This window comes from Bradyrhizobium nitroreducens (genome assembly GCF_002776695.1).
Lineage (GTDB): Bacteria > Pseudomonadota > Alphaproteobacteria > Rhizobiales > Xanthobacteraceae > Bradyrhizobium > Bradyrhizobium nitroreducens.
This window is the reverse complement of the sequence record NZ_LFJC01000003.1, coordinates 1,114,623-1,127,222: the sequence shown is the minus strand read 5'-3', so window position 1 is coordinate 1,127,222 and position 12,600 is coordinate 1,114,623. Positions and strand designations below refer to the sequence as shown.

General features: G+C 65.1%; 13 protein-coding genes and 1 tRNA gene. 8 read left to right on the top strand and 6 right to left on the bottom strand.

Translation table 11 applies throughout. From position 1 onward, the window contains the following. The first annotated feature begins 17 nt into the window (after positions 1-17). The 6 genes from TSA1_RS39200 to TSA1_RS05695 all read left to right on the top strand — a co-directional run bounded on the left by TSA1_RS39200 (position 18) and on the right by TSA1_RS05695 (position 4,770). Positions 18-130 (top strand) — tRNA-OTHER (locus tag TSA1_RS39200). 51 nt (positions 131-181) lie between these two features. Next, on the top strand, positions 182-1,423 hold the full coding sequence (locus TSA1_RS05715; RefSeq protein WP_100175488.1) for an ABC transporter substrate-binding protein: 1,242 nt from the start codon (positions 182-184) through the stop codon (positions 1,421-1,423). 12 nt (positions 1,424-1,435) lie between these two features. Beyond that, entirely contained in the window at positions 1,436-2,311 is an 876-nt protein-coding gene (locus TSA1_RS05710; RefSeq protein ID WP_100175487.1) for a branched-chain amino acid ABC transporter permease, read from the top strand. Next, the gene (locus TSA1_RS05705) at positions 2,308-3,306 is read left to right on the top strand and encodes a branched-chain amino acid ABC transporter permease (protein WP_100175486.1); all 999 of its coding nucleotides are present in this window, start codon (positions 2,308-2,310) and stop codon (positions 3,304-3,306) included. Before TSA1_RS05710 ends, TSA1_RS05705 begins: the two co-directional genes overlap by 4 nt. Next, on the top strand, positions 3,303-4,058 hold the full coding sequence (locus tag TSA1_RS05700; RefSeq protein WP_100175485.1) for an ABC transporter ATP-binding protein: 756 nt from the start codon (positions 3,303-3,305) through the stop codon (positions 4,056-4,058). The genes TSA1_RS05705 and TSA1_RS05700 overlap by 4 nt, the downstream gene beginning before the upstream one ends. After that, the gene (locus TSA1_RS05695; RefSeq protein ID WP_100175484.1) at positions 4,051-4,770 is read left to right on the top strand and encodes an ABC transporter ATP-binding protein; all 720 of its coding nucleotides are present in this window, start codon (positions 4,051-4,053) and stop codon (positions 4,768-4,770) included. The genes TSA1_RS05700 and TSA1_RS05695 overlap by 8 nt, the downstream gene beginning before the upstream one ends. Before the next feature lie 2 nt (positions 4,771-4,772). Here TSA1_RS05695 and TSA1_RS05690 read toward each other — a convergent pair whose 3' ends face one another. The 4 genes from TSA1_RS05690 to TSA1_RS05675 all read right to left on the bottom strand — a co-directional run bounded on the left by TSA1_RS05690 (position 4,773) and on the right by TSA1_RS05675 (position 9,845). Further along, the gene (locus TSA1_RS05690) at positions 4,773-6,782 is read right to left on the bottom strand and encodes a putative bifunctional diguanylate cyclase/phosphodiesterase (RefSeq protein WP_174718777.1); all 2,010 of its coding nucleotides are present in this window, start codon (positions 6,780-6,782) and stop codon (positions 4,773-4,775) included. Between the two features lie 297 nt (positions 6,783-7,079). Beyond that, entirely contained in the window at positions 7,080-7,955 is an 876-nt protein-coding gene (gene blaBJP, locus TSA1_RS05685; RefSeq protein WP_245448518.1) for a BJP family subclass B3 metallo-beta-lactamase, read from the bottom strand. A gap of 179 nt (positions 7,956-8,134) precedes the next feature. Further along, positions 8,135-8,416: a TonB-dependent receptor plug domain-containing protein gene (locus TSA1_RS05680; RefSeq protein ID WP_100175482.1), complete on the bottom strand. Its 282-nt coding sequence runs from the start codon at positions 8,414-8,416 to the stop codon at positions 8,135-8,137. A 64-nt stretch (positions 8,417-8,480) separates the two neighbouring features. Continuing rightward, a complete protein-coding gene (locus TSA1_RS05675; RefSeq protein WP_100175481.1) occupies positions 8,481-9,845 on the bottom strand; it encodes a hypothetical protein in 1,365 nt (454 codons plus the stop codon). Positions 9,846-10,148: 303 nt separating this feature from the next. Here TSA1_RS05675 and TSA1_RS05670 point away from each other — a divergent pair, with 303 nt between their 5' ends. Further along, a complete protein-coding gene (locus TSA1_RS05670) occupies positions 10,149-10,484 on the top strand; it encodes a hypothetical protein (RefSeq protein WP_100175480.1) in 336 nt (111 codons plus the stop codon). A gap of 60 nt (positions 10,485-10,544) precedes the next feature. Here the strand turns inward: TSA1_RS05670 and TSA1_RS05665 are convergent, their stop codons facing one another. Then, entirely contained in the window at positions 10,545-10,829 is a 285-nt protein-coding gene (locus TSA1_RS05665; RefSeq protein WP_100175479.1) for a hypothetical protein, read from the bottom strand. A 163-nt stretch (positions 10,830-10,992) separates the two neighbouring features. Here TSA1_RS05665 and TSA1_RS05660 point away from each other — a divergent pair, with 163 nt between their 5' ends. Next, entirely contained in the window at positions 10,993-11,802 is an 810-nt protein-coding gene (locus tag TSA1_RS05660; protein ID WP_100175478.1) for an ABC transporter substrate-binding protein, read from the top strand. Here the strand turns inward: TSA1_RS05660 and TSA1_RS05655 are convergent. Then, a complete protein-coding gene (locus TSA1_RS05655) occupies positions 11,776-12,474 on the bottom strand; it encodes an ABC transporter permease (RefSeq protein WP_100175477.1) in 699 nt (232 codons plus the stop codon). The two genes, TSA1_RS05660 and TSA1_RS05655, sit on opposite strands and share 27 nt — an antisense overlap. Positions 12,475-12,600: the final 126 nt, after the last annotated feature.

Sequence of the window (12,600 nt, the reverse complement as noted above, 5' to 3'; positions counted from 1 at the left end):
ACCGTGCTCGGTGCCAAGGGCGTTGGCGAAGCGGGCACCGCGGCGGCCTCGGCCTGCGTGCTCAATGCCGTCAACGATGCGCTCGCGCCGTTCGGTGCGACGATCAATTCGATCCCGATCACGCCCGCCAAAGTCCTGAAAGCCCTGAAGCGTTTCTAGAAAAAGACAATTGGAGGAAATCATGTCCACATCCGGCTCAACGTCGAAGATAACCCGCCGCACCGCGCTCGCCGGCCTCTCGGCCGGCGCGGCGCTGCTCGCCATGCCTCGCCTGGGCCGCGCCGCAGACGAGACGATCCGGATCGGCTTCCCGACGCCGCTCACCGGCCCGTTCGCCGCGGAGGCACGCGATCAGGTCAAATGCGCCGAGCTCGCCGTCAAGCTCGTCAACGACAAGGGCGGCATCGGCGGCCGCAAGGTCGAGCTGCTCGTGCGCGACGACAAGCTCAATGCCGGCGAGGCCGCGACCCGTACGCTCGAGCTGATCGAGAAGGACAAGGTTCATGCAGTGGTCGGCGCGCTCTCCAGCGCCGTGCAGCTCGCGGTCAACGAGGTCACCCGCGCCCGCGGCGTGATCTACGTATCCATCAGCCAGTCCGACACCATCAACGAAGCCAAGGACTTCAGCAAATATACCTTCCACGAAGCCCTGAACCCGCACATGACGACGGCGGCGGTGGCGCGGCAGGCCCTGAAGAAGGGCATGAAGGTCGCCCATCTCGTCGCCGACTATGCCTATGGCCATGAGATGCTGCGCGGCTTCAAGCGCGCGCAGGCTGCGATCGGCGCGGACAATGTCGGCGAGATCCTGCATCCGTTTGGCGCGGCGGATTACTCCACCTTCATGCCGCGCCTGATGTCGATGCGGCCGGATGTGCTGTGCATCTCCAATTTCGGCCGCGACCAGGCCAATGCGATCAAGCAGGCGGTGGATTTCGGCGTCAAGCAGCAGATGAAGATCGTCGTGCCGGTCATTCTGCACAATCAGCGGCTGGCGGTCGGTCCCGACGTGTTCGAGGGCGTGGTCGGCGGCGCCAATTATTATTGGGGCCTGGAGGCGCAGAGCAAGTCGGCAGGCGCGTTCAACGCGGCGTTCAAGGCCGCCAATGGCGGCGCGATCCCGACCGATTACGGTGCCTACGGCTATTCCGGCGTCGGCTCCCTGCTGGCCGCGATGCAGACCGCCGGCGGCACCGACACCGACAAGGTGATCGATGCGCTGGAGAAGCTGCAATATGATCTGACCAAGGGCCCGCAGCACTACCGCAAATGCGACCATCAGTCGGTGCAGTCGGTGCTGGTACTGGAGTCCAAGAAGAAGGCGGCCATGGCGAACGACAACGATCTGTTCGCCATTCTCGCCAACGACACCGGCTCGGACGACATGCTGCGCAGCTGCAGCGAGCTCGGCCACGCCACCTGAAGCTTTGCTGAGATGGACCTGTCGCTGATCATCATGCAGCTTCTCTCCGGGATCGCCCTTGGGGCGGTCCTGGTGATCACTGGGCTTGGACTGACGATCGTGTTCGGCATGCTCGGGGTGGTGAATTTCGCCCACGGCGCGCTGTTCATGATCGGGGCCTATGCGGGGCTGTATCTGGCGTCCCTCACTGGAAGCTTCTGGTGGGGACTGCTGCTTGCGCCCGTTTTGATCGGTGCCTTCGGCATGCTGATCGAGTTCGTCCTGATCCGCAGGCTCTATGGACGCTCGATCGACGATCCGTTGCTGCTCACCTTCGGCCTCAGCTACATCCTGGTCGAGGGCGTGCGCATCGTGTTCGGCAGCGACGGCATTCCGTTTCCGACCCCGCCGCAGCTGATCGGCGTGCTCGATCTTGGTATCGGCTTCTTCCCGCGCTATCGCCTGTTCGTCATCGCGCTGGTGGCGGTTGTGTTGCTGGTGCTCTGGCTGACCCTGGAGAAGACCCGCATCGGCCTGATCGTGCGCGCGGGTGCGCGTGATCCCACCATCATGCAGGTGCTCGGTGTCGACATCGGACGGGTCTGGCTTGCGATCTTCGGACTCGGCGTCGGGCTTGCCGCGCTCGGGGGCGTGCTCGCGGGGCCCATGCGCAGCGTCAATCCGGAGATGGGCTCGCTCGTGCTCGCGGAAGCCTTCGTGGTGACCGTGATCGGCGGCCTCGGCTCGATCGTCGGGGCGGTTGTGGCCGGCCTCATGGTCGGCATCTCCATCAGCATGGTGGCGCTCTTCGCCCCTGAAATGGCGACCATCGTCATGTTCGCACTGATGGCGGTGGTGCTTCTGATCCGCCCGCAAGGCCTGTTCGGCGTGAGAGGGAGGACGGCGTGACGTCACCATCGAGCGGCGAGGTCATCGCCAAGCCTGCGCCAAGCGGGATCGGCCGGATTCTCGACCACCGCGTGCTGCTCTCGATCGTCGTGCTGGCCCTGCTGCCGTGGCTGCTGCCGTCCAAGGCGCTCGCGGTCAATGTCCTGATCTACGGCGTCGTGGTGATGGGCTACAATCTCTTGTTCGGCTACACCGGGCTGCTGTCGTTCGGCCAGGCGGCGTTCTTCGGCGCAGGGGCCTATTTCACCGGCATTGCGATCGGCCGCTATGGCGTGCCGTGGTTCGCGGCGGTGCCGATCGCAGTGTCCCTCAGCACCTGCCTCGCCGCCGCGATCGGCATCGTCTCGACGCGGACCCGCGGCATCTATTTCTCCATGGTGACGCTCGCTTTGGCCCAGCTGGTCTATTATGTCGCGCTGCAGGCGGCGTCCTTCACTGGCGGCGAGAACGGCCTGCGCGGCTTCACCGTCGATCGCATCAGCCTGTTCGGCCTCCAGGTCAATTTCCTCGATCCCGTCAACAAATATTACGTGCTGATGGCCCTCGCTGCGCTCGCGATGTGGTTCCAGTCGCGCATCCTGAACTCGCCGTTCGGAGCCGTCATCGAGGCGATCCGCGAGAACGAGCAGCGTGCGCGGGCCTGCGGCTATGACGTCGAGCGGAGCAAGCTGGTCGTGTTCATGCTGTCGGGCGCCATCTCCTCGCTCGGCGGCTGCATGCTGGCGCTGCATCTGTCGATCGTGCCGTTGGACATCCTGCATTACCAGACCTCGGGCATGATCGTGATGATGGTGCTGCTCGGCGGCGCCCGCAGCTTCTTCGGGCCCTTCGTCGGCGCGGCGAGCTTCCTGATCCTGGAGGACGTCATCTCGCTCTGGACGCCGCATTGGCAGATTGTCGTCGGCGCGATCTTCGTGCTGTTCGTGCTGTTCCTGCCCAAGGGCATCTGGGGCACGCTGATGGATGTCATCGGCGTCGGAAAGGCGCGGCCATGAGCGGCGAACTGCTTCGCGCCGAAGGGATCGGCAAACGGTTCGGCGGCTTCGTCGCGCTCGAAGGCATCACCGTGTCGTTCGCGGCGGGACAGCTCACCTCGATCATCGGGCCGAACGGCGCCGGCAAGAGCACGTTTTTCAACATCCTCTCGGGCGCGCTGACCCCGACCTCGGGCAAGCTGCACTTCAGGGGACGCGAGCTGAACGGCCTGCCGCAGCACCGCTTCGTGCATCAGGGCATCTCGCGCTCCTACCAGATCACCAACATCTTTCCGGACCTGTCGGTGCACGAGAACGTCCGCGTCGCGGCGCAGGCGCTGACCGTGAGCTACGACATCTGGCGTAACCGCACGCGGCTGACCGAGCTGCATGCGCGGGCCGACGCGGCGCTCGAGGCGGTCGGGCTGCTCGCCAGGCGCAGCGAACTGGCAAAATTCCTCTCCCATGGCCAGCAGCGCGCGCTGGAGATCGCGATCGCACTGGTCTCCGAACCGGAACTGCTGCTGCTCGACGAGCCGACCGCCGGCATGGGGCCGGAAGAGACCAAGGACATGGTCGCGCTGCTGGAGCGGCTCGCCGACAAGCGCACCGTGCTCCTGGTGGAGCACAAGATGAAGATGGTGCTGGGCCTGTCCAAGCGCGTCGTGGTGCTGCATCACGGCCGACTCCTGGCGGACGGCGCGCCCGACGAGATCAGGAGCAATCCGGAAGTCCGCCGGGTCTATCTCGGACAGAGTGAAGGCTATGGCTGAGACTGCATTGCTCGAAATCGAGAATCTCCACGCCTGGTATGGCGCGAGCCACATCCTGCACGGCATCTCGCTGCACGTGAACGAGGGCGAGGTGGTCGCCCTGGTCGGCCGCAATGGCGCCGGCAAGACCACGACCTTGCGGGCGATGATGGGCCTGATGCCGAAGGCCGAGGGGCGGGTGCGCTTTGCGGGCACGGAGCTGCTGCCGCTGCGCGCCCATCAGCGCTACCACCTTGGTCTTGCCTACGTGCCCGAAGAGCGGCGCATCGTTCCCGGCCTGTCGGTGCGCGAGAATCTCCGGCTCGGCCTCGTCGCGGCTGGCAGCGGCATCGAGGAACAGGCGGCGATCGACGAGATCGCCGAAACCTTCCCGCGCCTGAAGGAGCGCCTCGACCAGGAAGGCGTCACGCTCTCGGGCGGCGAGCAGCAGATGCTGGCGATCGCCCGCGCGCTGATCGCCAAGCCCAGGATGATCCTGCTCGACGAGCCCTCGGAAGGCATCATGCCCGTGCTCGTCGAGGAGATGGGTATGCTATTCCGCCGCCTGCGCGACGAGGGCAGGACGCTGCTGCTGGTGGAGCAGAACGTCGAATGGGCGTTGCGGCTGGCCGACCGCGCGGTGATCATCGATCAGGGCGAAGTCGTGCACCAGAGCAGCGCTGCGGCGCTGCTGGCGGACAAGGACATCCAGGAGCGCTACTGCGCGGTCTGAGGTCAAGCCACCACCTTGGCCTCGGGATCGTCAAGGCGCAGGCGTTCGTTCGCCAGATAGTCGGCGATCGCATCGGCCGGCATGGGCTTTGCGAAATGGTAGCCCTGGATGAATTCGCAGCCGAGCCGGCGCAGGCTGTCGAGCTGGGCGCTGGTCTCGACGCCTTCGACGACGCAGGCGATCTCCATGTCGTCGCAGAGGCCCGCGAGCGATTTGATGATCTTGTGGCTGACCGGGTTCTCGTTGATCTCGGCGACGAAGCTGCGATCGACCTTGATCTTGTCGAGCGGCAGCCGATGCACGTGGCTCAGCGACGAATAGCCGGTGCCGAAATCGTCGAGCGAAATGCCGCAGCCCATCGCCTTCAGCGTGGCGATCGACTGCTGCGCGCGCGCAAAATCGAAGGTGACGGCCGTCTCGGTGATCTCGAAGTCGATGCGGCGGGGCGACAGGCCGCTTTTCTCGATGATCGAGATCAGCGGCAATATGCCTTCGGCAGCGCAGACGTCGTGGGCGGAGAGGTTGAACGACAGGCGGATATGGTCGGGCCAGGTTCTGGCCGTCGCGAGCGCGCGCGCCAGCAGCGCCTGCGTCAGGGGGCGGATCAGGCCGATGCGCTCTGCGGCGGGAATGAAGTCGGCGGGAGAGACCCAGCCGAGACGAGGGCTATTCCAGCGTGCCAGGGTCTCGAAACCCGCGGTGTGCTCGCTCACGGCATCGACGATCGGCTGAAACACCAGCTCCATCTCGGCGCCAAAATCGGAGGTGCGCAGCAGGTTCTCGATGACGCCGCGGCTGCGGATTTCGGCCTCGAGCTCACTCGAGAAGATCACGGTGCGGCCGCGCTGATGGCGCTTGGCGTGGTAGAGCGCGTAGTCGGCGCATTCATAGAGCGCTTCCGACGTCGTTGCGGAGTCCGGGAACAAGGCGAAGCCGGTCGAGCAGGACAGTCCGGTATGGGCGGTGTCGAGCTGGTAGGGCAGCTTGACCTGGCTGCCGATGCGTTCGCCGAGCCGCATCAGGTCCGTGTCCTCGGGGTCGCCGCAGACGACGAGGCCGAACTCGTCACCGCCGAGCCGGGCGAACTCCACGCGCTGCGGACCAAAACCCTCGCAGACCTCGCGGATGCGCTTGCCCGCCTCGATCAGGACGCGGTCGCCGACCGAGTGGCCGTAATTGTCGTTGATCGGCTTGAAGCCGTCGAGGTCTATGATGCCGACGGCAACGCGAACGTGCCTGCGCTCGGCGTCGGCAAAGGCGCTCGACAATTCGGCGAAGAAGCGGCGGCGGTTCGGCAGCTCGGTGAGGGAATCGAGATTGGCGAGGCGGAAGTTCTCGTCCGAGAGCGCCTGCGTCGCCGCCTGCTGCGCGAGCAGCGACTTGCGGCTGGCGACGAGGTCGGCGAAGTCGCGGTAATAGATGAACAGCACCGTCACCATCGCGCCGGACACCAGCAGGTTGTTGACGGCGATCGCCTTCAGCGTCGGCTCGCCCGTGGCGAAGAAGAACAGCACGTAGGGCACGTCGACGATCAGCGTCACGATCAGCGCCGCGGAGCGCAGATGCATCAGCGAAAAGATGCAGCCGATCACGGTGACCGCCATGTAGAAGGCGACCTGGCTCTTGGCGAAGGGATCGCCATAGGGGTAGAGCGCGAAGGACCAGGCGGTGAAGCCGGCACCGATCGGCAGGGTCAGCCAGTTGGTGGTGCGCAGATTGCGCAGGATGTCGGCGTCGCTGCGCACGAGGTGACGCTGGCGCAGCCACCAATAGGTTCGCAGGCCTGCGAGCACGGTCAGCACGCTCGGCACGATCATCGTCAGCCAGTCCGGCGCCACGTTCACATAGGTGTAGGCGACGGCGATCGTGTTGCTCATCAGGATGAAGTAGAGCAGCGGGACCTGCTTGGAGAAGGCGTCGAACTGCGCGCGCATCAGATCCGGATTGTCGGCCGGAACGCGAAACAGCCGCATTGCGGCGGCGATATGAGACTTGAAATTGACAACAGGCATTGCAATACGCGCCCCGGATCCCTTCAAAACGGGAGGGATCTTGCACAGCGGGGGTAAAGGGCTCGTTAGACGAGTTCCGTGAGCAAAGACGAGTGCGGGTTGCGCGCTGCCGCATCAGGGTCCGGCCGCGTGCATTGGTGAGGCCGTGTTAACGATATGAGGCTGCGGACGCGAGCAGTATCAGTTGCGAGATGCCGCAGAGCCGCCGCTACGCTTTGCTAACCATCTGCGCCGGCGCAACGTCATGTCGCACCTCTCCCCTGTCGGGAAGAGGTGCCAGGCCGTATCCGACGGCGGCTACTTCTTTTCCAGCGCTGCGGTCTGCTTGGCGAGTTGCTTGTCGAATTCCTCCGACAGGCCGGTCGCATAGCTGGCAAGCTCGCCCGGTTTGACGAACGGGTTCGGCGCGCCGTCCCTCATCTGCGCCCGCTTGGCCTGCATGCCATAGACCTCCGGGTGTGGCCCGAGCAGCACGTCGATCTTCATCGCTTTCACCTTGGCATAGGTCGACCGGTAGTCGTCGATGATGCCGGGATAGGTCGGCTGGCCGACCAGTCTGTTCAGCGCCACCGTGCCGCTGCAGAAGAACAGCACCTCGCGGCTCTGGTCGCCGTCCTTGACGGTCATCTCCCAGCTCGTGCAGCCCGGCGAGTGGCCGGGCGTTGCATGCGCGATGAGCGTGGTGTCGCCGAGCGTGACCTTGTCGCCTTCCTTCACGACACGGTCGACCTTCACCGGCGGGAAAGTGAGATCCTCGTTCTTCTCGTCACCGGGATAGTAGCCGCCTTCGAGCAGCGGCTTGTCTCGCTCGCCGGCCACGAGCTGCGCACCGGTCTCCTTCTTGATCTCGGCGAAACCGCCGGTGTGATCGAGATGCGCATGCGAGTTGAGGACGATCTTGATGTCGGCGACCTTGAAGCCGAGCTTGGCGATGTTGTCCTTGATCATGCCGGTCGACTGGGGCATCGCCGTGTCCATCAGGATCAGGCCCTGCGATGTCTTGATGACGTAGACGGCAATGCCTTCGGTTCCGACATAGTAGATGTTGCCGATGAGCTGGAACGGCTCGAACGGCGCCGTCCATTTCTGCATCGCAGCCGCCAGAAAATCCTTGATGGTTTGCGCCTGCGTGCCAGTCGAGAGCAGGGTCAGTGCGCACAGCGCGGCCGTCAGTCATCTCATAGTTTGCCTCCCACAGTGTTCTTGTCGTTTTCATCGGGCAAGGGCATCGTGGCCCGAGCGGTGTTCAAGTTACGTCGTGGCCGGCGTTCAAGGCAACAACGTTGCGTTCGCAAAAGAAATCATGCGCCGCGTGGGAGTACCGGCGCGTTTGGTGTCGGCGGCGCGCGAGCCTAGCGCCCGATCGTCACCCCGGCGGTCGAGCGCATGGCATCCCGCAGACTGGTCGCCTTCATGTCGTCCAGGACCTGCCGCGTCAGCACGGTGGTCTGGCCGGGCGTATTGAGGATCGACTCTCCGCGCGAGGACGAGAGCCGATCGGCCTTGTAGGGCGTGGCTGCATCGGTCGCGGGAACGGCGGCGACTGCATCACGCGGCCGTTTGCCCGCAGCGATGGCCGGCTGTGAGATGCAGAGGGCGGCGATCACGACCAGAAGCAACGGGCTTGCGCGCATAGGCGATCTCCCATGTCGGGATAATAGCCTAGCACATCGCGGACGGTGGTCGCAGGAGAAAGGATCAGGCGAGAGCGGCCTGGCGTTCGCGCGCCGGCTCGCGGGCGCGCTCGGGTTTCCCAGGCTCGGCGAGCCGCGTGAAACTGCGATGGCTCGCCTGCGCGGGGGCCTCGACGATGACGCCCTCACAGACGATCTGTCCGCCGAGCAGCTTGAATTCCAGCTTGTCGTAGCGCGGCATCGTCTCGCCGGGCGCGGGCGGCAGCAGCCCGACGCTGCCCTGGATGTTCAGCGTGGCTTCACCGGTGCCGTGAAGGCGCGGATTCCACATCCTGATCCCGCTTTCCGCCCAGCGCTGCCGGATCAACGCGGTACGATCGGCAGGCTCAACCGGTCTTGCACGAACCTTCGATGCGCCGCGGACCTCCGGGGACGGCGACACGAGGGCCGGAGCCGGCGCGATGTCGGTGACGACGCCGGCTGCATCGATGGAACCGTGTTCTACGACCACCGCGGCGACGGGAGGAGCAACATCCGCAGCAGCCGGCTCGACGGCCACCGCTTCGCCCGGTGAGGAATCGCTGTCGAGATGATCCTCAAGGGCGGCCTCCGCCAGAACTTCGCCATCGGCAGACGCGATGCACGGCTCGTCCGCGGTCGGCTCAACGTCCACCGTGACGTCGGTGGAATGACTATCGGCGACCACGAGGGCAGGGACGTCAAGCGGCGCACTCTCGATCTCGACGGGCGAGGGTGATGCCTCCGCCGTGACGACGGGCTCGGCTTCGGCCGGGAATGGATCGCTGCTGATGACGAGGTCGGCGGCGTCGATCGCTTCGCTGACGACATCGACGGGCTCCGCGTCGAGCGACGCGACCTTTGCCGAGATCCCCACAACAGAATCGGTATCGGTGCTGATGACCGGGGCGGGAGCATCTTCCGCCACGGTCTCGATCTCGGCGGCCGCGACCGGAGCCTCCTCCTCGGCGGCCGCAACCGGCTCGGTGCTGGACGGTGCTTCTCGGGAAGACTCGTCGCTGGCATCGGTTGGCGCCGCCGGCGGGCTCTCCGCGATGACGGAGATCGCGGGATCATCCTGGGCGGAGGGAGTGGAGGCCGCGATCTCGGCATCGTCGTGCACTGAAATCGCGCTGATTTCGCGGGTGTCGGTCGAGCCGGCTTCCGCAAGGTCTTCGACCTCAGTGCGTTTTGCCGCGCTGTCTTGGGCTGTCGTGTCTTGGGCTGTCGCGTCTTGGGCCGTGGCGTCCGGAGCCGCCACGTCTTGGGCCGCAATGCTCTCAGCCACAATATCTTCGGCGATGACGGGCGAGACGTCTGCGGCGACCGGCGTGGCGTCAAGGCTGCCGTCATGCGGCACGGGCCGAAGCCGGGTGAATGCCCATTTCACCGCCGGGATACGGCGCAGCAACGATATCAGTCTCGAAAGCACTAGGAGTTGTCCAAGAGGTACTCGGCGTGAGGCAATCGCTGATTCGCCAGCAATGTGAAAAACTGCCCCGCCCGTCGCACCCCTGTCAATGCAGGTGAGACCAATTGCAGAACATCAGCGACGTCTGGTGCGTGCGGTGGTGACCGGGTGACGTGTCAGCCGTCGCCGCGAGGCCGGTGATCGTCGTGGATTCTACGGTATGACCGGTCAATGTGATCGCAACCACAGTACGGCCGTGCCGAAACAGTCACGCTCGCCTTCGAAAGCGAAGGAGAGGGAAACGTGATCCACAAGATCTGTCTGGCTGCGGTCTTTGCCGCGTTCATCAGCGCGCCGGCGCTTGCGGACGAATTGACACCGAAGATCGCCGCTCACCTCATTCCGCCCAATGCGGAGATCCACGTGTCCTGGACCAGCCCGGCGTCCGACCCCGAGGGCCGCGTGGTCGAGGTCGTCTGCGGCGAGGTCACGGTTCGCAATGACAGAGGCTTTTCGACGTCGTCCTTTGCGTATGTCATCGACGACGACAAGCTTTGGCTGGCCTGGAAGGTCGAGTGGATGAAAGAGCCGGAACCGCAGGGCGTTCGCCGCGTGATGAGATATTGTCCCGGCCGTTGACCGACGCCTCTCGGTCCGCGGAAGGGGACGATGATCCGCCCGTGATTTTCGATCGTCCGACTATTTGCCGGAGCCGGGACCGGCGCCCGCGCCGCCTCCGGCCTGGCTGCCCATGTTGTTGATGTTGGTGCCGCCGGCCGATGGTTGCTGCGCTCCCTTGCTGTCGCTCGCCTCGTTCTGCATGTTCGACGCACGGCCGGTGGTCATGCCTTTGGTCGCGGGGCCTCGCGATGAGGGGCCGACGTCGCCCTGACCGGACGCGCTTGGCGCGGGTTGTGTCTGCGCGAAGGCGCCACCGGTCGCCAGCGCCACGATGCATGCCGATGCCAAGATGATCTTCTTCATCTCGTTTCTCCTCTTGGGTTGGTCGTCAAAACAACCTCCGCGCGGAAAGGACGTTCCTGACCAACCAGGCTGCAGACCGAGAGGGTTGTGCCGAATGTAGGGTTCCCAGCGTCGTTCGCGCGGGGTAGCTTGGAACACCCGGCATCTTCTGCAAGGACGAGACATGAAACGGATAGTCGCGATCGGAGCGGTTCTGCTCTGGTCCACCATCGCATCGGCGCAGGATCGCACCATCACGGTGGCCTCCACCACGTCGACGGAACAATCGGGCCTGTTCGGCTATCTGCTGCCGCTGTTCGAGAAGGCCGCGGGCGTGAGCGTGAAGGTCGTCGCCGTCGGCACCGGTCAGGCGCTGGACATCGGACGGCGGGGCGATGCCGACGTGGTGTTCGTCCACGACAGGGTCGCCGAGGACAAGTTCATGTCGGAAGGGCAGGGCGTGAAGCGCTTCGACGTCATGTACAACGACTTCGTCATCATCGGCCCCAAGAGCGATCCCGCCAGGATCGCCGGTGGCAAGGACGTCACGGATGCGCTGCGCAAGATCGCAGCTGCCAAGGCGCCGTTCATTTCGCGCGGCGACAAGTCCGGCACGCACGCGGCCGAGTTGAGACTCTGGAAAGAGGCCGGCGTCGATCTCAGTGCCGGCAAGGACGATTGGTACCGGGAGATCGGTCAGGGCATGGGCCCGGCACTGAATATGGCCTCGTCGTCAAACGCGTATCTGCTGTCGGACCGCGGCACCTGGCTGTCATTCAAGAACCGAGGCGAACTCGCCATCCTGACCGAAGGCGACAAGCGGCTGTTCAACCAGTACGGCGTCATGCTGGTCAATCCCGAGAAGCACCCGAACGTGAGGACGAAGGACGGGCAGGCCTTCGTCGACTGGCTCGTCTCCTCGAAGGGGCAGGACGCGATCGCCGGCTACAAGGTCGGCGGCGAGCAGCTATTTTTCCCCAACGCGTCCCACTAGCACGAAGGCCACGGTCGACACCACCACGCTGAGGGCGAGCAGGATCAGTCCGAGGCCGAGGGCCAGTGGCAGGTCGCCCTTGCTGGTCTCCAGCGCGATCGCGGTCGTCATCGTGCGCGTGAAGCCGCGGATGTTGCCGCCGACGATGATGATGGCGCCGACTTCGGCGATGGCGCGCCCGAATGCCGCGAGAAACGCCGTCAGCAGCGAGGTTCGGCCGAGCGCGAACAGGAGCGCCATGCTGCGGAAGGCCGACAGGCCGTCGATCCGAGCGAGATCGCCGTACTCCGCCCACAAAAGGCTTGCGGGCCGGTGCACCAGCGCCACCACGATCGGGGTGGCGAGCAACGTCTGGGCGATCACCATGGCGGCCGGCGTGAACAACAGTCCGGCCACCCCGAGCGGGCCCGACCGCGACAGCAGAAGATAGAGTGCAAGCCCGACCACGACAGGTGGAAGCCCGAGCAGCGCATTGGTCAGGACGATGATCACCTGTCGCCCGCGGAAACGGGTGATCGCGAGCAAGGCCCCGATGGGTGCGCCGATCATCAGGGCAATGACGCTCGCGGTCAGGCTGACGCGAACCGACAATGCGACGATGCCGAGCAGCTCGGCATCGGCCTCGCCGATGAGCGAGAACGCAGCGCCAATGGATTGGGTGAAATCGTTCATCCGAGCCTGGGCGTCGGCGCCAGACGGAGTGCCGCGGGGGCGTTGGTGTCGGGAATGGGGAGGCGTTTCACGGACGATTTCCTGCGAGGCGCGCAGTGCAATGCGGTGGTGCGATAGCGTTCCGCA